The 20,073-nt window shown below is 70.6% G+C and carries 20 protein-coding genes; 14 read left to right on the top strand and 6 right to left on the bottom strand.

What is annotated here, in order from left to right; genetic code table 11:
• The first annotated feature begins 19 nt into the window (after window positions 1–19).
• The 4 genes from CSW64_RS03445 to CSW64_RS03430 all read left to right on the top strand — a co-directional run bounded on the left by CSW64_RS03445 (window position 20) and on the right by CSW64_RS03430 (window position 3,616).
• Complete coding sequence (locus CSW64_RS03445; RefSeq protein ID WP_099620789.1) at window positions 20–1,258, top strand: acetyl-CoA C-acetyltransferase; 1,239 nt, start codon at window positions 20–22, stop codon at window positions 1,256–1,258.
• A 129-nt stretch (window positions 1,259–1,387) separates the two neighbouring features.
• Window positions 1,388–1,996: a hypothetical protein gene (locus tag CSW64_RS03440; RefSeq protein ID WP_099620788.1), complete on the top strand. Its 609-nt coding sequence runs from the start codon at window positions 1,388–1,390 to the stop codon at window positions 1,994–1,996.
• Window positions 1,989–2,213 carry a helix-turn-helix transcriptional regulator gene (locus tag CSW64_RS03435; RefSeq protein WP_099620787.1) on the top strand — a complete coding sequence of 75 codons (225 nt, stop codon included), beginning with the start codon at window positions 1,989–1,991 and terminating at the stop codon, window positions 2,211–2,213. Before CSW64_RS03440 ends, CSW64_RS03435 begins: the two co-directional genes overlap by 8 nt.
• 68 nt (window positions 2,214–2,281) lie before the next feature.
• Window positions 2,282–3,616 (top strand): acyl-CoA thioesterase/bile acid-CoA:amino acid N-acyltransferase family protein, encoded by a 1,335-nt coding sequence (locus CSW64_RS03430; RefSeq protein WP_099620786.1) that lies wholly within the window; start codon window positions 2,282–2,284, stop codon window positions 3,614–3,616.
• A gap of 9 nt (window positions 3,617–3,625) precedes the next feature.
• On the opposite strand, the gene CSW64_RS03425 is transcribed toward CSW64_RS03430, so the two are convergent.
• Window positions 3,626–4,183: a DUF1003 domain-containing protein gene (locus CSW64_RS03425; protein ID WP_099620785.1), complete on the bottom strand. Its 558-nt coding sequence runs from the start codon at window positions 4,181–4,183 to the stop codon at window positions 3,626–3,628.
• A gap of 106 nt (window positions 4,184–4,289) precedes the next feature.
• On the opposite strand from CSW64_RS03425, the gene CSW64_RS03420 reads away from it, so the two are divergent.
• Window positions 4,290–5,096, top strand: a complete 807-nt coding sequence (locus CSW64_RS03420; protein WP_099620784.1) for an SDR family oxidoreductase — start codon at window positions 4,290–4,292, stop codon at window positions 5,094–5,096.
• Here the strand turns inward: CSW64_RS03420 and CSW64_RS03415 are convergent.
• Window positions 5,059–6,150: a cell wall hydrolase gene (locus CSW64_RS03415; protein ID WP_245863818.1), complete on the bottom strand. Its 1,092-nt coding sequence runs from the start codon at window positions 6,148–6,150 to the stop codon at window positions 5,059–5,061. The genes CSW64_RS03420 and CSW64_RS03415 overlap by 38 nt on opposite strands.
• Before the next feature lie 397 nt (window positions 6,151–6,547).
• Here CSW64_RS03415 and CSW64_RS03410 point away from each other — a divergent pair, with 397 nt between their 5' ends.
• The 3 genes from CSW64_RS03410 to CSW64_RS03400 all read left to right on the top strand — a co-directional run bounded on the left by CSW64_RS03410 (window position 6,548) and on the right by CSW64_RS03400 (window position 8,908).
• Window positions 6,548–6,751: a hypothetical protein gene (locus CSW64_RS03410; RefSeq protein WP_099620782.1), complete on the top strand. Its 204-nt coding sequence runs from the start codon at window positions 6,548–6,550 to the stop codon at window positions 6,749–6,751.
• Window positions 6,752–6,964: 213 nt separating this feature from the next.
• On the top strand, window positions 6,965–7,303 hold the full coding sequence (locus CSW64_RS03405; RefSeq protein WP_099620781.1) for a hypothetical protein: 339 nt from the start codon (window positions 6,965–6,967) through the stop codon (window positions 7,301–7,303).
• A gap of 69 nt (window positions 7,304–7,372) precedes the next feature.
• Complete coding sequence (locus CSW64_RS03400) at window positions 7,373–8,908, top strand: hypothetical protein (protein ID WP_150131319.1); 1,536 nt, start codon at window positions 7,373–7,375, stop codon at window positions 8,906–8,908.
• Here the strand turns inward: CSW64_RS03400 and CSW64_RS03395 are convergent.
• The 4 genes from CSW64_RS03395 to CSW64_RS03380 are packed head-to-tail and all read right to left on the bottom strand — an operon-like array spanning window position 8,905 to window position 12,023.
• Window positions 8,905–9,375 carry a cupin domain-containing protein gene (locus tag CSW64_RS03395; protein ID WP_099620779.1) on the bottom strand — a complete coding sequence of 157 codons (471 nt, stop codon included), beginning with the start codon at window positions 9,373–9,375 and terminating at the stop codon, window positions 8,905–8,907. The two genes, CSW64_RS03400 and CSW64_RS03395, sit on opposite strands and share 4 nt — an antisense overlap.
• A gap of 54 nt (window positions 9,376–9,429) precedes the next feature.
• Window positions 9,430–9,960 carry a methylated-DNA--[protein]-cysteine S-methyltransferase gene (locus CSW64_RS03390; protein WP_099620778.1) on the bottom strand — a complete coding sequence of 177 codons (531 nt, stop codon included), beginning with the start codon at window positions 9,958–9,960 and terminating at the stop codon, window positions 9,430–9,432.
• The gene (locus CSW64_RS03385) at window positions 9,941–11,485 is read right to left on the bottom strand and encodes an AlkA N-terminal domain-containing protein (RefSeq protein WP_099620777.1); all 1,545 of its coding nucleotides are present in this window, start codon (window positions 11,483–11,485) and stop codon (window positions 9,941–9,943) included. The genes CSW64_RS03390 and CSW64_RS03385 overlap by 20 nt, the downstream gene beginning before the upstream one ends.
• Window positions 11,486–11,534: 49 nt before the next feature.
• A complete protein-coding gene (locus tag CSW64_RS03380; RefSeq protein ID WP_172448444.1) occupies window positions 11,535–12,023 on the bottom strand; it encodes a thioredoxin family protein in 489 nt (162 codons plus the stop codon).
• A gap of 82 nt (window positions 12,024–12,105) precedes the next feature.
• Here CSW64_RS03380 and CSW64_RS03375 point away from each other — a divergent pair, with 82 nt between their 5' ends.
• From CSW64_RS03375 to CSW64_RS03350, 6 genes are all read left to right on the top strand, one after another.
• Entirely contained in the window at window positions 12,106–12,531 is a 426-nt protein-coding gene (locus CSW64_RS03375) for a DUF5990 family protein (protein ID WP_099620775.1), read from the top strand.
• Window positions 12,532–12,599: 68 nt separating this feature from the next.
• Window positions 12,600–13,796, top strand: coding sequence for a DUF418 domain-containing protein (locus CSW64_RS03370; protein WP_099620774.1), 1,197 nt, complete (start codon window positions 12,600–12,602; stop codon window positions 13,794–13,796).
• Between the two features lie 175 nt (window positions 13,797–13,971).
• Window positions 13,972–14,400: a VOC family protein gene (locus tag CSW64_RS03365; protein WP_099620773.1), complete on the top strand. Its 429-nt coding sequence runs from the start codon at window positions 13,972–13,974 to the stop codon at window positions 14,398–14,400.
• Between the two features lie 75 nt (window positions 14,401–14,475).
• Window positions 14,476–17,724, top strand: coding sequence for a S41 family peptidase (locus CSW64_RS03360; RefSeq protein WP_099620772.1), 3,249 nt, complete (start codon window positions 14,476–14,478; stop codon window positions 17,722–17,724).
• 122 nt (window positions 17,725–17,846) lie between these two features.
• Window positions 17,847–18,641, top strand: a complete 795-nt coding sequence (locus CSW64_RS03355) for a DUF4198 domain-containing protein (protein ID WP_099620771.1) — start codon at window positions 17,847–17,849, stop codon at window positions 18,639–18,641.
• A gap of 140 nt (window positions 18,642–18,781) precedes the next feature.
• Entirely contained in the window at window positions 18,782–20,071 is a 1,290-nt protein-coding gene (locus tag CSW64_RS03350; RefSeq protein ID WP_099620770.1) for a TetR family transcriptional regulator, read from the top strand.
• The last annotated feature ends 2 nt before the right edge of the window (window positions 20,072–20,073 follow it).

The raw sequence follows: 20,073 nt of genomic DNA, 5'->3' as shown, positions 1-20,073 counted from the left end.
GACCCGGAAGGAACACGACATGAGCGAAGCCTGGATCATCGACGCCGCCCGGACCCCCCGCGGCATCGGCAAGTACGGCAAGGGCGCCCTTCACGCGATCCACCCGCAGCAGCTGGGCGCCACGGTCCTGAAGGCCATCGCCGAGCGCAACGACATCAACACGGCGGAAGTCGACGATGTGATCTGGGGCACCAGCAGCCAGCGCGGTCCGGCCGCGGGAGACCTGGGCCGCATGTCGGCGCTGGACGCCGGCTACGACATCCGCTCCAGCGGCGTGACCCTGGACCGCTTCTGCGGGTCGGGCATCACCACCGTGAACTTCGCCGCCGCGACCATCATGTCGGGCATGTCGGACCTGGTCGTGGCCGGCGGCTGCGAGATGATGTCGATGCCGAACCGCCGCTCCCCCGAGGACGGCCCGGTGACCATGGACCAGGGCAACCTGCGCCTGCGCGCCAAGCACCCGCAGTCGCACCAGGGCGTCTGCGCCGACGCCATCGCCACGATGGAGGGCATCAGCCGTGAGGCGCTCGACGCCCTCGCCCTGGTCAGCCAGCAGCGCGCCGCGGTGGCCATCGCCGAGAACCGCTTCGAGAAGAGCTTGGTGCCGGTCTATTTCGAGGACGGCTCTCTGGCCCTCGACCACGAGGAGTTCCCGCGTCCGCAGACGACCGCCGAGGGTCTGGCCTCGCTGAAGCCGTCGTTCGAAGCCATGGCCGACGTGCCGTTGGACAATCAGGGCACGACCTTCCGCAAACTGATCAACGCGGTCTACCCCGACCTCGCCATCCAGTTCTTCCACCACGCCGGCAACAGCTCGGGCGTCGTGGACGGCTCGGCGGCCCTGCTGCTGGCCTCGCCCAAATATGCGGAAGCCAACGGCCTGAAGCCCCGCGCCCGCGTGGTGGCCATGGCCAACCAGGGCGACAGCCCGACCCTGATGCTGAACGCCCCGGTCCCGGCCGCCCGCAAGGTGCTGGCCAAGGCCGGCCTGACGGTCGACGACATCGATCTGTGGGAGATCAACGAGGCCTTCTCGGTCGTGGCCGAGAAGTTCATCCGCGACCTCGGTCTCGATCGTGAGAAGGTCAACGTCAACGGCGGCGCCATGGCCCTGGGCCACCCGATCGGCGCCACCGGCTCGATCCTGATCGGCACCATGGTCGACGAGCTGGAGCGGACCGGCAAGAAGCGCGGCCTGATCACCATGTGCGCCGCCGGCGGCATGGCTCCGGCCATCATCATCGAGCGCATGTAGCCCTCGACGATCGCCGAAACGACGAGGCCGCCGGCGGAGACGCCGGCGGCCTTTTCGTGCATCGATGATGTCCGCTTGACATTACATGATGTAATCTACACCTTACATTCAACTTCGAATGTGGGGCGTATGGTCAGGATCTTCCTCGTGCTGGCGGCGAGCCTCGGCTTCGGCGCCCTGTTGGCCTCGGCGCCGGCCTTCCCGCCGTTGACGCCCGGCTGGGTCGGCGCGGCGCTGCTGCTCGCGCTCGCCGTGGCCGTGCGCCTGTACTGGGAGCGGAAGGCCCGAGCGGCCGGCGACGACCCGGCGACCGAGGAACGGGCCGCCTGGCAGGTGATGGTCGGCGCCTCGGTCACCTGCGGTCACCTCGCCACGTCGCTGGCGTCGGGCGCCGATCTGCATATCGGGGGCGGCCCGGCGTCCGGCGACAACTGGCTGCTCGGTCTCGCCGCCTTCGCCGGCTGGTTCATCATCCGCCCGCGCCAGCGCAGCCGGGACGAACGCGATCGTGAGATGGCCGCCCTGGGCCACCGGGTCGCCTTCTGGGCCGCCATGGCGGTCCTGACCGCCGCCGCCCTGCTGCTCGGCTTCGGCCAGGTGCTGATCGGCCGCGACATGCTGACCTTCGTCATGGGCAACTGGATGATCGTCATCCTGCAGCTCCTGATCGTCGCCAACTTCACCGGCCGCCTGGTCGGCTACTGGCTGGCCAACCGCCCGGCGGACGGCGATGCCTGAGCTGGCGATCGGCAACCACATCCGCCGCCTGCGCTTCGAGCGGGGCGAGATGACCCAGCAGGCGCTCGCCGAGGCCGTCGGCGTGACGCGCCAGACGGTGATCTCGCTGGAGGGCGGCCGCTACGCCCCGTCGCTGGAGCTGGCCATGAAGCTGGCCCTGGTCTTCGGCTGCCGGGTGGAAGACGTCTTCTTCTGGAAGACCCCGCCGCCCGGCTGAGTCCCCGCTTCCTCATCCCGACGCCCCAAGAACCACAACAGCTGCGCCGTCGCGCAGGAGGACCCCGCATGTCTGCTCGTCATCAGTTCGCGTTCCTCGCCGCCGCCCTGGCCCTCGCCGCCCCCGCCGGGGCCCAGACCTTCGATATCCGCCCCGCCGGCGACGTCCTGCAGGGCCGGCCCGTCTCTGTCGCCCTGACGAGTCTCAAACCCGGCCAGACGGTCGAGATCGCCGCCGAACGCCGCTTCGGCCGCCCCGCCGCGGTCTATCGCTCAGCCGCCACCTTCACCGCCGACAGCCGCGGCCGCATCGACCTGGCCAAGTCCGCCCCGACCGGCGGCGACTATCGGGGCGCCGACCCCGCCGGCCTGTTCTGGTCGATGAAGCCGACCCAGGCGCCCGTTCCCGCCGACTGGAAGACGGGCGAAGTGCGGCTGACCGCCTCGACGGCAGGCGCGCCGGTCGCGACCGGCATGACCCGCCTGCTCGGCTTCCAGCCCGGCGTGACGGACGAGGCCGTCCCCGGCTTCCCGGCGGCCAGACTCTATCGCCTCCCCGGCGACAAGCCGCGCCCGGTGGTCGTCATCCTGCATGGCGCCGAGGGCAACACCGAAGCTTCGGAGCGTTATGGCCGCAAACTGGCCTCGCTCGGCTACGCGGTGGTCGGCCTGCCCTACTACTCGCCGGACTGGGGCCAGTACGGCCCGCCCAAGGCGATCAAGGACCTGCCCGGCAGCTTCATCGACATCCGCGTGGACCAGATCGCCGACCTCCGTGCGCAGCTGGCCAGGACGCCCGGCGTCGACGTCTCGCGCATCGCCCTGTTCGGCGGTTCGAAGGGCGCGGAGTTCGCCCTGATCGCGGCCAGCAAGTACCCCTGGCTGACATCCGTCGTCGCCTTCGCCCCGTCGGACCTGGTCTGGGAGGGCTGGGGTCTGGAGATGGTCGAAGCCGAGGGCGCGCGTTCGTCCTTCTCCTTCGAAGGCAAGGCCCTGCCCTTCATGCCCTATGTCGGCTTCGTCGAGGGACTGCAGCTGGGCGACAGGGCCGACCTGCGCAAGATCCACGAGGACGGCCGCGCCAAGTTCCCCGAGCGCGAGGCCGCCGCCCGCATCCGCGTCGAGGACTACGAGGGCCCCCTGATGCTGATCGCCGGAGGCCGCGACACGCTCTGGGAGTCGGGCCGCATGGCCCGGAACGTCGAGATCGCCCGCAAGGCCAAGGGCCTGAGAACGACCGCGCTGATCTACCCGGACGCCGGCCATGACGTCGGTGGCGACGGCTGGGCCCCGACCATCGGCCAGGTCGCTCACGGCGGCGGGAGCGCCGCCGCCAACGCCCAGGCGCAGCTGGACGCCTGGCCGAAGATGCTGGCGTTCCTGGAGGCGACTCTGAAGCCCTGAGGCGCGCGCCTACCGTCCCCGCAGCGCGGCGATCTCGATCTTCTGCTCCTTGAGCAGCTCCAGCAGTTCGTTGTTGCAGCGGACCAGATCGAGGACCTCCTGCTGGCGCAGCGCGTCGAGCTTGTCGTGCAGCCGCATGATCTCCAGCTCGGCGCGCAGATTGACGGTGTAGTCGTGCTCGGCCGCCTGGCGATCCTTCGCCGCCTGGCGGTTCTGGCTCATCATGATCACCGGCGCCTGGATCGCGGCCAGCATCGACAGCATCAGGTTCAGGAAGATGAAGGGATAGGGATCGAAGGCCTTCGTCGCCAGCAGCAGGTTCAGGGCCATCCAGCCCAGCAGCACGCCCAGGAAGCTGAAGATGAAGCCCCAGCTGCCGCCCACCGCCGCGACCTGGTCGGCCAGCCGCTCCCAGAAGCTGCCGTCCTTGCCCTTCAGCCCCGGCGCCATGCTGGTCGGCCGCTCATCGACCATCAGGTCGATGACGCTCTGCTTGATCGGCGGCAGGTCGGCGTAGGCGACGTCGAGGAGCTGGCGGGAAAGCTGGTCGCGGCGGCTGTCGGACATGGCGGTCTCCAGGAGGCTGCGTCGTCCATGATGACGCTGCGTCGCGCTTGACCGGCAAGCGGAATGCGCCGTCTGATCGGTGCAAGGCTCTGTGGGAGGGGACGACATGGCGACCGCGAACGGCCGTAGGAGCATCTTCGTGACCGGAGCCGCCAGCGGCATCGGCCTGGCCGCGGCGAAGCGCTTCGCGCGGGAGGGCTGGTTCGTCGGCCTGTCGGACATCGACGCCGGCGGACTGGCGGCGGCCCTGGCGGAGATCGGACCGGACAACGGCGCGACCTTCCGGCTGGACGTTCGCGATCGCCAGGCCTGGACGACGGCCCTGACGGCCTTCGGCGAAACGACGAACGGCCGGCTCGACGCGTTGCTGAACAACGCCGGCGTGGCCCACTTCGGCTTCTTCGAGGACCAGACCGACGACGAGGTCGACCGCCAGATCGACATCAATGTGACCGGCGTGATCAACGGCGCGCGGACCGCACTGCCGATGCTGAAGGCGACGCCGGGGTCGACGCTGATCAACGTGGCGTCCTGCGCCGGGCTGTTCGGCGCGCCGAAGATGGCCGTCTATTCGGCGACCAAATTCGCGGTGAAAGGCCTGTCCGAAGCGCTGGACATCGAATGGAGCCGCCACGGCGTGGCGGTGCGCTGCATCATGCCGTGGTTCGTCGACACGCCGATCCTGCGGGCCGGGTCACAGGGCGGCAACGAGAACATCGCCGACAGCATCCGCGCCGGCGGCTCGGAGGTCTATACGGTCGAGGAGGCCGCCGCCGTCATCTGGCGGGCGGCTCAGCCCGGCAAGGATCTGCACTACATCGTGGGCAAGGCGGGCAAGCGAATGCGCTTCGCCGCCCGTTTCATGCCCGGCGCCGTCAGGAAGCAGCTCCGGTCGATGCTTCAGTCTTCGTAGCCGCGTCCTCGGCCTTGGCCGGCTTGGCCGGCTTCGGCGCCGAGGCCGGCTCCGGAGCCTTGCCCGCCTGGCCGCCCACACCGCCTTCGACCAGTTCGATCACCGGCGCCTTCATCGCCGTGGCCGCGATGAACACCGCGTCCTTGGCCGGCTGCAGGCTGGCGTAGGGCACCGGGCCCTCGGGCTTGCTCGCCGAGGCGTAGATCGGACGATCGCCGATGCCCGGGCCGGAACGATCCGGCGTGCGGTCGAAGCTGTCCGGCGCGCCAGGGCGGCCGCCGAAGCGGTAGAAGATGTGCAGACCGACCTGACCGACGCGCACCAGGCGCGGACCCCAGCCGGGCGAGACGTTGACCGTGTGGAAGTGGGTCGCGGTCCCGACCGTGTTCATCACCGCGCCGGACAGAGCCTTGGCGGCCACGCGCTCGGCGCGCTGCCAGGCGCCGGGTTCGCGGCGCTTCCGCATCGAACCGTCGCAGGCGAAGCTGAACTGGCAGGCGCCGGCGCCGTACGCGCCCTGGAACACCACGCCGCAGATCGATTTCGGGAAGGCCGGGTGCCGCGCCCGGTTCAGGACCACCTGGGCGACGGCCGCCTGGCCGGCCGGGGTCTCGCCGCGAGCTTCGTAGTAGACGGCCTGGGTCAGGCACTCGAGGTCGCGCGACTCTTCCAGGGCGCCGCCCAGACGAAACGGCCGCGCCGCGGGATTGAAGGCGCCGCCGAGACTGGCGCGCAACAACATCGGGGGGTTCTGCGTTTCAGAGTTGGCGCCGGCGCCATGCGCCTCGAGGCGCGCGGCGAACAGAGCGGCCTGGCGGTCGCGTTGCGCCGAACCGGCGCTGACATAGGGATCGTGTCGACGGGCGATGGACAGAGCAGAGTCGTCCATCCGGTCGACCACCCGCTGTAGGTCCTCGTCGGCGTAGCCGCCCGAGGCGACGTCGGCGAGCTTCGTGACGCGCTGGTGCTGCGCGGCCGCCTGGGCCATGCCGCCCGCAAGATACGCGCCGCCGAGCAGCCCGCCGAAGACCGCGCCCAAGGTGGACCCGGTCAAGACGACTCCGGCCAGCGCGCGTGCGGACGCACGCGTCTGGGAAAGGGAGAACAAAGATTTCGTGTCCTATGCGGCGAGGGCTTCCCGCCCCCCGTCATCGACGCCTTCGGACCCTTGGAACATATCTCAATCAGGGCCGCGAAAGCGGGAACTTGGCCGTATCACGAGCTGGCCGAATTCCGCCTTATACGGGTGTTTATGGCGCCAATGTGGACGATTCGCAAGCCAATGCTGCACTGCAGCACAATCTCCGCGATCATCGAACGGCGATCTTCCTAACAAATCCTTATTGATCAAGACGTTGCATTGCGCGCCGTCGGATCGCGCCATCCGGGCGGGAACAGGAGCCCGCGTCGGCCGTTTGCACCGGCCAGGGACGTCATCGAAGGACACCGCCATGCCCGCCCGCACACTGCTCTCGCTCGCCGCGCTCGGCCTGTCGGCCGCCGGCCTCGCCGCCTGCGGCCACAACATGGAACAGCGCGCGGCCACCGGCGCGATCGCCGGCGCCGTGGTCGCCGGCCCGCCCGGCGCCGTGGTCGGCGCGGCCACCGGCGCGGTCGTGGACACGGCCGCCAAACCGAAAAAACGCAGGAAATAGACGGTCGACGCGCGTCAACTCGGGCCGCCCCGTTGCGCCCCGAAGCATCCGGATGCAGCATGCGCCCGGATGCTCTTGGGGGAGTCAATCATGCGACGCAGCGTACATATCATCCTGGCGGCCACGCTCCTGGCTTCCGCCGGCTCGGCTACGGCCTCCGCCAGTACAGGACGGGACCTCGTCTACCGAGGGAGTTCCCTGCTGACGGAGAGCATGCGCGAAAAGCCCTACTGGGTGCTCCAGGCGCACTGCTCCGGCTTCTTCGGCGCCACCAGCAACTATCTGACGGCGAAAGGCGACACTCAGCGCGCGGACGCGGCCAAGGCGCAGGGCGTATCGTTCTTCCAGGCCGCGGTCGACCGCCTGGTGAAGGATCGCCAGGTGACACGCGAGGTGGCGATCGCCAGCGTCGCCGAGGTCGTCGACAAGGGCCGGACCGAAGGCGGCGCCGTGCTCGACCGTAACGGAATCACCGACGCCTCTCCGTGGAACCACCTGCGCAGCGCCTGCATGGACATGCAGGATACCTACGTCGGCCTGCGCCGCCGCTGACGGCCGCTTGACGGCGCCCCCCACGGCGCCTGAACTGCGCCCGAGCCCTTCTGGCTCGGGGTTGTGACTATGCGTCTCCAAAAGGTCCTCGCCACGACGGCGGGACTCGTCGTCCTGATCAGCGCCACTGCGGCCCAGGCCCAGTCGCTGGCGAGGCGAATGGATCTTCTGCGCCTCCAGGACGAGGTTTCGGCCGTGGCCGTCCAGGCGTTCAGCGATTTCGAGAGCGCCTGTCCCGCCACGTTGCCTCGCATGCAGACCCTGCTCGCGGATCCGCGCTTCGACCGGATCGAGGTCGAGGTGCGGCGCCAATTCCTGTTCGCCCTGATGATCTGCGCCGAGGTGAAGGAGCCGCCGGTGGCGCTCGACGCCGCCGCCCGGCTTGAAGCCATCGCGTCGGAACCCTCGGATCTGGCCGCCGTCTACTCGATGCGCATCTCCGAAGCCCTTCAGCGCGACGACAAGGCCGAAGCCGCACGCCGCTTTCTGGAGCTCGCCGAACAATCGCCCGCCGTTGCGGCGACCTGGGAGCCGGAGCTGGTGTCCGGCTTCGCGAATGGCGTCCCTGGCGATCCGGATCTGTCGCTCAAGGTCCTGAAGACTCTGGTCGAGCTGCCCTGGGACAAGCCGGCCAGCAAGAGCGCGGCGCGCAATGGATGGGCGCTCGCCTATGGCCGGCTGCTCGCCGACCGCGGACAGACCGCGGAGGCTGCCCGGGCCGTGGACAAGGCGGACGAGCTCTACGTGCTGCTGATGATCGCCGGCGACCGCCGCTTCGCGACCCTTTGGCCGTCGTGGGAAGCCAAAAAACGGTTCGACTGGACGGCCCTGGCCGAGGCGCAGCTGGCTCGGGCGCGAACCGAGATGACCGACCTCCCCGACCAGTTGCGGCCCGCCGTCGATGCGCTCGAAATGCTGCGCGCCCTGGGGCGCTCCGAGGAGGCCGTCCTGATCGGCCAGGCCTATACGGCGCGCCTGGACGACGGCGAGCGCTTCGACGACGCCGGCGCTCAGGAGGAACTGCTGCGGGTCGCCGTCGGCGGCGCCTTGCTGGATCTAGGCAAGGTCGCCGAGGCCGAGGCGTCCTACCGCGCAGCGGCGGCGAGTTCTCCGACCCGAGCGTTCGACGCCGGGCTGGCGCTGGCCGGGCTGCTCACCGACGAGCGGAAAGGGCGCGAGGCGACAACGGTGCTGAATGCGCTCGACCGAGACTACCTGACGCCGGCCGGCCGCGCCTGGCTGGACGGCCGCCGGGCCTGCGCCATGGCGTCCAACGACACGAAGGGCGCCGAGACGATCGTCGCCGATCTGCGCAAGACCCGCGACGACGTTCCGGGGCCGCTCAGCCTCGCCCTGCTGTGCCTCGGCCATGTGGAGGAGGCGGGCGACCTGCTCGCCTGGCGGCTGAGGTCCGAACAACACCGCGCCGGCGGGCTGGATCCGTATTGGATCACCCGGCCCCCGACCTATGTCGCGCCGGGCCGCGCCGCGTTCGAGCGGAGCCGTCAGGCGATGCTGGACCGGCCCGAGGCCCGCAAGGCTTTGGCGGAGACGGGGCGCCCGGTCGAGACGCCGCTCTCCGGCGACTACTGGGGCGGTTTCTAGGCCTTGGCCGGATAGAGCGAACCGTCCCGCCGCCGGTAGCCTTCGCCGCCGGGACGGATGATCAGGTCCAGGTCCGGATAGTCGACGGTCTCGGTCGCCGGATCGGTTGGATTGCCGACCTGCAGCAGCACCGCATCGCGATCCGAGCGGTTCTGCAGGTGATGACCGTCGGCCACTCCGGCCTTCCACGCGGCGCAGTCGCCCGCCCGCAGGATCGTCTCACCCCCGTCCTCGACCAGCACCACCTCTCCGGAAACGACCCAGACGAATTCATCCTCGTCGTCGTGCCAATGACGCTGGGACGACCACTGTCCGGGCGGCACGGTCATCAGGTTCACCCCGACCTTGTCCAGCCCCATGCCTCGCGACAGCAGGCGCGCCGACCGCAGCTTGCAGCGCTCATCCATCGGCGGCGGGTATCCCGTCCCCTCGTAGAGCGGCATCTGGTCGATATCGATCTTGGGCATGGCGAACTCCTCTACGCCAAGGCGTAGCATTGTTCCCCATTTGTTCAAGACGCCCTAGAGCAGTCCCGCCGCGCGCGCTTCGTGCGCCAGCAGCCAGCGCTTGCGCGGCAGGCCGCCGCCATATCCGGTCAAGGAGCCGTCCGCGCCGATCACCCGATGACAGGGCACGACGACGCCGATCGGATTGGCGCCGTTGGCCAGGCCGACGGCGCGCACCGCCGCGGGGCGGCCGATCCTCGCCGCCAGGGCGCCGTAGGTCGTGGTCTCGCCGGCCGGGATGACGGTCAGGGCGTTCCAGACGGTGCGCTGGAAGTCGGTGCCGACGACGCGCCAGGGCACACGCGCCAGCGCCTCCATCTCGCCCTCGAAATAGGCCGTCAGCGCCGCGCGAACCTCGGCCGGCGCCGCCCCGGGCTCCACCGGAACGCCAGGGTAGTAGCGCTTCAGAAGGCGCTCAACGCGCGGGCTGTCGGCGTCGAAATCGAGCATCCGCACCGCGCCCCCGGGATCGACGATCACCTGGATCGGGGCGATCGGGGTGTCCATCACATCGCGGATCAGGCGTTCAGGCCGCGCGGCGGGCATCGGCGGCCTCCTTTACGACGCTGGGCTTGGGCGCCTGCGGATCGCTCGCCCACAGGTGCAGGGCGGCATAGGCGCGCCAGGGCCGCCAGGCCTCGGCCCGCGCCAGCAGCTGCGCCGGAGTCGGCCGTACGCCGGCCTCGTCCTGCAGCGCCCGCATCAGGCCGATGTCGGCGGCCGGGAAGGCGTCCGGCTCGCGCAGCTGACGCATGGCGATGTACTGCGCCGTCCATTCGCCGATGCCCGGCAGGGCGCGCAGGGCGGCCACCGCCTCCTCGAGCGTCGCCCGGGCGCCCAGGAGGTCGGGGTCGGCGACGACCGCCGCCGCCATCGACGAGATCGCCCGCGCCCTCGCGCCGGGCATCAGGCCGTGGCCGGCGATGTCCGCCTCGGCGAGCCGTTCAGGCTCCGGGAAGGCCAGGGTCAGGCCCGGCTCGGCCCAGTCTTCCGGCAGGGGGGCGCCATATTCGGCGGTCAGCTTCCCCGCCAGCTTCACAGCGGCGGACACGGTGATCTGCTGGCCCAGGATCGCGCGGACCCCGACCTCGAACCCGTCCCAGGCGCCCGGCGCGCGCAGGCCCGGCCGCTCGGCGATCATCGCGGCCAGGGTCGGATCGCGGCCCAGGTGCGTCTCGATCGTCGCGGGGTCGGCGGTCAGGTCGAACACTCGCCGCACCCGCGCCAGAATCTGCGGCAGGGCGGTCATCTTCGGGAAACGGACCTCGACGGTCAGCTGGTCGCCGCCGGCGCGGCTGACCGCGACCGTCCCCATGCTTCCGTCGAAACTGATGGTGCGGGCATAGCGGCCGGGCGTGACCACCTCGACCAGCGGAATCGCCCGTGCGGCCAGGAAGCCGATCAGACTGTCCCAGTCGTAGGGCGGCCGATAGCGGAGCTTCAGAGTCACCGCGCCCGGTCGCCCGTCGCGCGGCGTCTCGCGACGGCGCAGCGCCGACGGCGGCCGGCCGTACAGCCGCTGGAAGGTCTCGTTGAAGCGTCGCACGCTGCCGAAGCCGGCGGCCAGGGCCACTTCGGCCATCGGCAGGTCGGTCTCGTGGATCAGCTGCTTGGCCAGCAGCACGCGGCGGGTCTGGGCGACGCCCACAGGCGAGGCGCCCAGATGCTGGCGGAACAGGCGGCGCAGCTGCCGCTCGCCGACCCCCAGCCGGCCGGCCAAGGCGTCGACGTCGCCCCCGTCTTCCTTGGAGGAGTCCAGGGCGCCCAGCTCGATCAACGCCAGCGCGCGCGACACGGTGTTCGAGCTGCCCCGCCAAGCCCCCATGTCCGGCGCCGTCTCGGGCCGACAGCGCAGGCAGGCGCGGAAGCCCGCCTCCTCACAGGCCGCCGCCGAGGGGTAGAAGATCATGTTCTCGCGCTTGGGCGTCCGCGCCGGACAGACCGGGCGACAGTAGATCCCCGTCGTCCTCACGCAGCCGAAGATGCGGCCGTCCCAGCGAGGGTCGCGCGTCTCGACCGCGCGGTAGCAGGCGTCCTGGTCCAGATCGATCGGCGGCGTCGGGGTGTCCATGTCGCGATCATCGGCCTCTCGGCGGCCGGAGTCTCGCGGTTTTCGGACATCAATGGCCAGGGCGCGGCGGCCGGGGGCGGGGCTTGTCCGGCAGCGGCGGCAGGCCGGCGACGCCCCGGATCCAGCGGTCGAGCTGGGCGCCGGTCAGCCCCCCGATCACGCGGTCGACCTCGCGGCCGTCGCGGAAGGCCATCATCGTCGGGATCGAGCCGACATTGTAGCGCTGCGGCGTCCCCGACACGGTGTCGACGTCGATCGTAGCGAAGCGCACGCGGACGCCGTAGTCGGCGGCGGCCTGCCTGAATACAGGGCCGAACGAGCGGCAGGGTCCGCACCAGGTCGCCCAGAAATCCACGATCAGCGTCCCGTCGTTGCGCGCCAACTCGGCCGCGAACCCGGCGTCGTCCAGCGCCGCGGGCGGGCCGGCGACGAGCGGCAGCTTGCACTCGCCGCACTTGGGGCCGTCGGCCAGCCGCGCCTCCGGAAACTGGTTCCACGTCCCGCAGTAGAGACAGCGCTTCTGCATCAGGTCGGCCATGCTGGAAGTTTCGCCACAGGGGGCGTCGCCGCGCAAGCGGGGGTTGTTGCACGACCCGCCCACGATGGCATGGTGTCGGCCCATGACCGAGCAAACCCTCACCCTGCGCTTCACGCTCGTCACTCCGCCCGCCGGGGTGATGTTCTCGCTGCAGGAAGGCGACGAGACGCCGGTGGCGCAGGCCCTCTCGACCGGCGCCGACCTGACGTTCGATGTTCCCTTGCGCCTCGGGAGCAATCCGGACGGCTCGCCGCGCTGGCTCGGCCCCTACGTCCGCCGCGAAGGCCCCAAGCGGTTCGTCTACTATCGCGTCGGCACGCTGGCGGGACAGCACGACACGCCCTGGACCCGACGGGGGAAGATCTTTCTCACCGACATTCCGGCTGACCTGGTCCGGCAGGCCGCGGAGACCGGCCGACCGCTCGCGGCGGCCTTCCCGGGAACGGACCGGAAGGGCGAACCCAGCTGCGCGACGGTGCGTCCGATCGACGGCTGGCGTCTCGGCTGAGGCCGGGCCTTGCGAACCCTCCCCTCGCGCCACATCTGGGGCGCTCGATCCGGGGGAGCAGGCGACCAGTGAGCATTTTGAACGCCCCCGCGGCCCCGGGTGAACGCATCGCCTCGATCGACGCCCTGCGCGGCTTCGCGCTGGTCGGCATCCTGCTGGTCAACATCGTCGCTTTCGGCGCCATGCTGGACTGGCCGCAGCCGTTCGGACGGCCTGATCTGGCCAATCCCGACTGGCGTATCTGGCTCGTCCAGAACCTGTTCATCGAAGGCGCCATGCGCGGCCTGTTCTCGATGCTGTTCGGCGCCGGCATGCTGCTGTTCCTGCGCGAGGCCCAGGGGGCGGAGGCGCGCGCGGGTCGCACGGGCCTGTTCGTGAAGCGCTCGCTCTGGCTGGTCGGGTTCGGCGCGGTCAACGGCACGCTGCTGCTGTGGCCGGGCGACATCCTGCTGGTCTATGGTCTGGCCGCCTTCGTCATCCTGCCGTTCGCCAAGCTGCGGGAGCGGACCCTGCTGGTCGTCGCGGCGATCACCCTGGCCGTCCTCTCGGTCTGGGCGATCGATGTGTTCGGCGTCGGCAAGCCCGAGATCCTGACCCGCGAGACGCCCGGCTATCTGGCGGAGAAGGCGGTGCGGACCGCCGGCTACCTGACCAACCTCGTCTATATCAGCCGCCTGACCTGGGACTGGACCTTCGACATCAGCACGGTCTGGTGGGTGCTCGAGGCGGCCGCCTTCATGCTGATCGGCATGGCGCTGCTGCGGCTGGGGATCCTGAACGGCAAGGCGTCGACCCGCTTCTACGGATGGATGGCGGCGGTCGGCTTCGGCGTCGCCCTGCCCCTGAACGCGGTCGAGGTCTGGGCGATGTGGAAGAACCTGGGCGCGGCGACCGCCGGAACGGAGCTGACCAGCCAGATCGGCCGCACGGCGCATACGCTGGGCTACATAGGCTTGTTCCACCTGGCCTGGCGCGCCCTGCCGATCCGGCTGTTCGCGCCGCTGGCCGCCCACGGCCGCATGGCCCTGACCGGCTACCTGGGTCAGAGCCTTGTCTGCGCCCTGCTGTTCGGCGGTTTCGGCCTGGGCCTGTGGGGCAAGCTGAACTGGCCGCAGCTCTGGCTGCTGGTCCTGGCGATCGCCGCGGCCCAGGCCGCCTTCGCGATGCTGTGGCTGCGTGTCTTCCGCTTCGGCCCTGTCGAATGGCTCTGGCGCAGCCTGACCTACGGCCGCCGCCAGCCCATGCTGCGCGCCGCCGCGGCTTGACCGGTCGGGTCGACCCGCTAGCCTGGGGCCGTCAAGAAAGGCGGCGCCGGTGTGGTTAGCCCGGCCGCCTCCGGAGCGTTCCGGAGGTTCTGTCTGGCGCTCCCGCGCCAAGTCCCGTGACACGCCGCCCGCGCATCCCGCGCCGGGCGTCGTCGGGACATGAAAGGCAGGCCGCATGGCGTTCCAACAGCAACTCTCCGTCGTCACCCTGGGGGTGGCGGACCTCATCCGCAGCAAGCGCTTCTACGTCGACGGCTTCGGCTGGAGGCCGGTGTTCGAGAACGAGGAGATCGTCTTCTACCAGATGAACGGCTTCGTCCTGGGAACCTGGCTGCACGACAAGCTGGCCGAGGACATGCGCCGCCCGCTCGGCGTCGGTCGCGCGCCCTTCTCGCTCGGCCACAACGTCCGCACACGGGAAGAGGTGCGGCCGATCCTCGACCGGCTGGCCGCCCACGGCGGGACGCTCCTGAAGCCGCCGGTCGAGCCGCCGTTCGGCGGGCTGCAGGGCTATGTCGCCGATCCGGACGACCACGCCTGGGACATCGTCTGGAACCCTGGCTTCAGGCTGGGCGACGACGGCTCGGTGACCTTCGGAGTCTGATCCTCGGGGCTTGCCATCGCCTTCCCTCCGCGAGAGGTTCGCCGCCTTGTCACGCGTCTGTCGTCGGGGGTTTTCATGAGGTTCAGGGTCCTGTTGGGCGCGCTGTCGGTCGCGGCCATCGCCGGCGGCTGGGCCGGGGTCGCCGCGGCGGCGCCGGCGTCGGCGCCGTCGCTGAGCGAGCCCGCCCTGTCGCCGAACGGCGCGGAGCTGGCTTTCGTCTCCGGCGGCGACATCTGGACCGTCCCCGCCAAGGGCGGCCAGGCGCGCCTGCTGGTCACCCATGCCGCCACCGAGTCCCGGCCGCTCTACTCCCCCGACGGCCGGCAGCTCGCCTTCGTCTCGACGCGGGCCGGGTCGGCCAACATCTATGTCCTGACCCTGGCCACGGGCGCGGTGACCCGCCTCACCTACGCCGACGCCAGCGAGGCGCTGGACGGCTGGTCGCGCGACGGCAAGTGGATCTACTTCACCTCCGGCGCCAACGACGTGGCGGGCCAGGGCGACATCTTCCGCGTCGCCGCGACCGGCGGCACGCCGCTGGAGGTCAGTCGCGAGCGCTTCCTGAACGAGTTCCAGGGCGCCCCCTCGCCCGACGGCAAATCGGTCGCCCTGGTCGCGCGCGGCATCAGCAATCGCCAGTGGTGGCGGAACGGCAGCTCGCACATCGACCAGAGCGAGCTGTGGCTGAAGGCCGTCTCCGAAGGCGGCGCCTACCAGCGGCTGCTGCCGTCCGGCGCCCGGCGGGCCTGGCCGATGTGGACCCCCGACGGCCGCACGCTCTACTACATGAGCGACGAAGGCGGATCGGAGAACCTCTGGCGCCTGCCGCTGGGCGGCGCGCCGGAGAAGGTCACCCGCTTCACCGACGGCCGCCTGATGTGGCCAACCATCGCCTATGACGGCCGGACCATCGTCTTCGAGCGCGACTTCGCCATCTGGTCGCTGGACCCGGCCACGGGCCAGGCCACCCGCCTGCCGATCACGCTGCAGGGCGCGCCGGCGGCGGCCGGCGAGACCCGGCTGAACCTGACCAGCTTCAACGGCATGACCCTGTCGCCCGACGGCAAGAAGGTCGCCGTGACGGCGCACGGCGAGATCTTCGCCACCACCACCAAGGACGGCGGCGCGGCGCAGCGCGTGACCCGCACGCCGGGGATCGAGCGCGACCCGGTCTGGTCGCCGGACAGCAAGCGCCTGGCCTATGTCTCGGAACGCGGCCTGGCGGCGGACGTCTTCGAGTACGACTTCGGCCGCGACGCGGAGCGCGCCCTGACCAGCGGCGGCGGCCGCAACACCGCCCCGGCCTACGCCCCCGACGGCAAGGCGATCGCCTACATCCGCGACGGTCGGCAGCTGCGCGTGATCACCCTGGGCGAGGATCGCCGTGTTCTGCGCGACGTCCTGCTGTTCGACGGCGCCCTGGGCGGTTTCGAGGACAATGCGCCGTCGTGGTCGCCGGACAGCCGGTGGCTGGCGTTCGCCGTCACCGACCGCAGGGCCTTCGACAACGTCTACGTCGTCCCGGCCGCGGGGGGCGAGGCGCGCCCGATCAGCTTCCTCGCGAACGGCCAGACCGGCGGCAAGATCGTCTGGTCGCCGGACGGGAAATTCATCCTCACCGACACCGGCCAACGCAGCGAAGACGCCAAGATGCTGCGCATCGACCTGCTGCCGAACACGCCGAAGTACCGCGAGGACGCTTTCCGCGACCTGTTCAAGCCGGACGGCCCGGCCAAGCCCGCCTCCCAGCCGGAGCCCCCGACCGAGGACAAGCCCGAAGCCCCCGCCGACGAGGCCGAGACGGACAAGGGCGACAAAGGCGACAAGCCGGCCAGGTCCAAGAAGGTCGAACCGGTGCGGATCGTGTTCGAGGGGATCCGCGAACGGGCCTCGTTCCTGCCGCTGGGCCTGAACGTCGGCCTGCCGACCATCAGTCCCGACGGCAAGACCCTGGTGTTCACCGCCAACGCCGCCGGGGCGACGAACCTCTACAGCTACAGCCTGGACGAACTGGCCAAGGAACCGCCGGCCCCGGTCCAGCTGACCTCGACCCGCAAGCGCAAGGGCGACGCCGCCTTCACGCCGGACTCCAAGACCGTCTTCTATCTGGAAAGCGGGTCGATCAATTCCATCACGCTCGCGCTGCCGCGGCCCAAACCGCTGACGGTCAACGCCGAGATGGAGGTCGACTTCGACGCCGAGAAACAGGTCGTCTTCGACCAAGCCTGGGGCATTCTCGACCGCGGCTTCTACGATCCTAAGTTCCACGGCCGGAACTGGAAGGCCCTGCGTGAAACCTGGCAACCGTATGTCGCCGGCGCGCGGACCGGCGACGAGCTGCGCCGCAACCTCAATCTGATGATCGGCGAGCTGAACGCCTCGCACACCGGCATGCGCGGCCCCGACGACGCCGGCCAGCCGCCGGCGCGCAACGGCGACCTCGGCCTGCGCTTCGACCGCGAGGCGTACGAAGCGGGCAAGGGGCTGGTGATCCGCGAGGTGGTCGTCCTGGGGCCGGCCGCGGTCGAGGGCAGCATCAAGCCGGGCGAGACCCTGGTCGCGGTCAACGGCGAGCGTCTGGGCGCCGGCGTGAACCTGGACCGGCTGCTGCGCGGCCAGGCCGGCAAGCGCGTCAGCCTGACCATCGGCGCCGCCGGCGATCCGTCGAAGACCCGCGAAGCCGTCGTCCGCCCGGTCTCCGGCTCGGTGGCCACGGGCCTGCTCTACCGCCAGTGGGTCAACGACCGCCGCGCCTATGTCGATCGCGTCAGCGGCGGCAAGCTGGGCTACGTCCACATCGCCGACATGGGCGATTCGTCGCTGGCGCAGCTCTACATCGACCTCGACGCGGAGAACCAGGGCAAGCGGGGCGTGGTCATCGACCTGCGCAACAACAACGGCGGCTACGTCAACGGCCATGCGCTCGACGTGTTCACGCGCCGCAACTACCTGATGATGACCGCGCGCGACCGGTTCCCCGTGCCCAGCCGCCAGAACCTGGGCCAGCGGGCCCTGGGCCTGCCGACCGTCCTGGTGATCAACGAGTCCTCGCTGTCGGACGCCGAGGACTTCACCGAAGGCTACCGCTCGCTGGGCCTGGGCAAGGTGGTCGGCAAGCCGACAGCCGGCTGGATCATCTACACCGGCGGCCGGGAGCTGATCGACGGTTCGACGGTGCGCCTGCCCTTCATCCGGGTGGAAGACCTGCGCGGCCAGAACATGGAGCTGAACCCGCGGCCGGTGGACATCGACGTCGACCGTCCGCTCGGCGACGCCAAGGACGCTCAGCTCGACGCGGCGGTGAAGGCGCTGCTCGGCGGCTGAGGCTCGATCGATCAGGAGAGGCCGCCGCGGGCCTCTCCTGTCGCGCCGTTCATTCTTGCTAATGCGAACTGATCGCATCTAAAAGGCGAGCGTTGGGGCTCCCGCCCCGTGGGAGCCTGGACATGACCAACCGAACCCGCCTGATCGCCGCCGCCTGCGCGGTGCTGCTGGCCGCCCCCGCGAGCGCCTGGGCGCACATGCCCTATCTCCTGCCCGGCCAGTTCGAGCTCACCGGCCGCGATCATGTGACGGTGCAGGCCGGATTCACCGAGGACGCCTTCATTCCCGACGTGGTGATGAAGTCGGACGCTTGGTCGGTCCGCGGCGCCGACGGCGTGACCCCGATCACCAAGGTGACCTACCTGCGCGACCTGGCCGTGTTCGAAGTCGAGACGCCCAAGGCCGGCGCCTACCGCATCTCCTCGGGCGTCCGGATGGGCCGCAAGGCCAAGATGTACAAGGCCGCCGACGGCCAGTGGCTGATGGTCGGCGAAGGCGGCCCCACCCCGGCAGGCGTCGAACAGGTCGACGTCCAGAGCGTGACCGTGGCCGAGGTCTATGTCAGCAAGGGCGAGCCCACGGACGCCGTGCTGTCGCCCTCGGGCAAGGGGCTTGAGCTGCGCCCGATCACCCACCCCAACCGCATCTTCGCCGGCGAGGCCGCCAAGTTCGAGCTGCTCTACGACGGCAAGCCGCTGGCCGGCGCCCGCGTGGAGGTCTACCGCTCGGCCGGCGTCTACGACGGCCGCAAGGCCCTGGAGCCCGTGACGACCGACCCGGCCGGTCGCTTCAGCCTGACCGCGCCCGACGCAGGGACCTACATGACCCTGGTCCGGCACCGCGGCCCGGCCCCGGCAGGCTCGGAAACGCCCTACCGCAGCTACAGCCACAGCCTGACCTTCGAGGCGACTCAGTAGGCCGCCAAGCCTCCGGAACCTCGTGCGCGGGGCGCGGCCGTCCGGGCCGTTCCCCGCCGGACGCATTGCTGTCGGCCGGCTCTTGTGCACAGGAGTATGGCTTGGCCCAAGTCCGGTCGAGCTGGAGAGTTCCGCATCCCATGAGCGAGGCCGAGACGACGAACGCTGCTCCGGCGGACCGCATCCTGGAGGCGGCGCGCGATCGGCTCGCGACCGGCGGCTTTCGCGACCTCACCTTCCGGCCGCTGGCCGAGGCGAGCGGCGCGACGGTCGCGGCGCTGACCTATCACTTCGGCTCCAAGCGCGCCCTCATCGAGCGACTCGTGGCGGCGGAGCGGGAGGCCGACGCGGCGCGTCACGCCGCCTTCGCCGCGCGGTTCGCGGATCTGCCGCGTCTCGAGCCGGCCGCGATCGCCGCCCTCCTGGAGGCCTATCTCGACGAGGCCGCGGGCTCGGCCAGGACAACCAGCCTGATCTGGTGCGAACTGCTCCTGGCCGCCGTCAACGACGTCGAGGTCAGGGACCTGGCGGCGCCCTGGATCGCCGCTCGCCGCGCGTTCTGGCGCGCGCTGTTCGAGGGGCGAGCAGAAACACCGAAAGCCTGGGCCGAGGCCGCGATGGGCTATGTCACGGACGAGACCGCGCACAGCCTCGTCCAGTCCGACGATCCCGACTACCGGCTGCTCCGTCGGATGACCCTCGAACGGCTGGCGAGCCGGGGCGTCAACCTGGGCCTGTCCGACCCGACCTTCTTCGAAACAATGGTGCGCCGGCTGGACCCGGCGGTGGCCCTGCCGACCCCGAGCGCGCAGGAGCCCTATGCCGGCCGCGCGCTGGCCATCGCGCTGGCGGCGGGCGAGTTGATCGTGGCGCGCGGCGCGGACGGCGTGACGCACCGCGCTGTCGGCGAGCAGGCTGACACACCCGCCTCCTCGGTGGCCTATCACTTCCGCACGCGGCTGGACCTGCTGCGCGCAGGCCTGACGGTGATCTACCGCGTCGCCCAGGGGCGTCTGGCGCCAAGACCCGATCCCGCCGAGATGGAGGCCTTCGTGGTCCGAGGCACGGTCTCCATCGCCCTCGCCGCCGCGCGCGAGCCGGACCTGCGGCCGTTCGCCGTCGACCTCCGCCGCCTGCGTGGCGAGAACCTGCGATGGCGGGCGTCCGAACGGCTGAACATCGAGGTCGATCTCTGCGCCGCCCAGACCGCCTCCGTGGCGCGGATGGGCGCCATCCTGCTGGCCGGCGCCGCCGGCGAACCCCCGCCGGGGCGGCGACATCGTGGACTGGACCCTCGGCCTGGGGAGCTGAACAATCGTTCTGTAGGGCGGCATTTTCGCAGAAAAACCGTCGCGAAAATTTCGCACAACTGTTTTCCCGAGACTCTCGCGGGCCCACTAGAAGGCGCCGGTCCGAGCCACAGGGGATGACA

It is taken from the genome of Caulobacter mirabilis, from assembly GCF_002749615.1.
GTDB lineage: Bacteria > Pseudomonadota > Alphaproteobacteria > Caulobacterales > Caulobacteraceae > Caulobacter > Caulobacter mirabilis.
The sequence above is the reverse complement of the archived record's forward strand: the minus strand, read 5'-3'. Positions and strand labels throughout refer to the sequence as shown.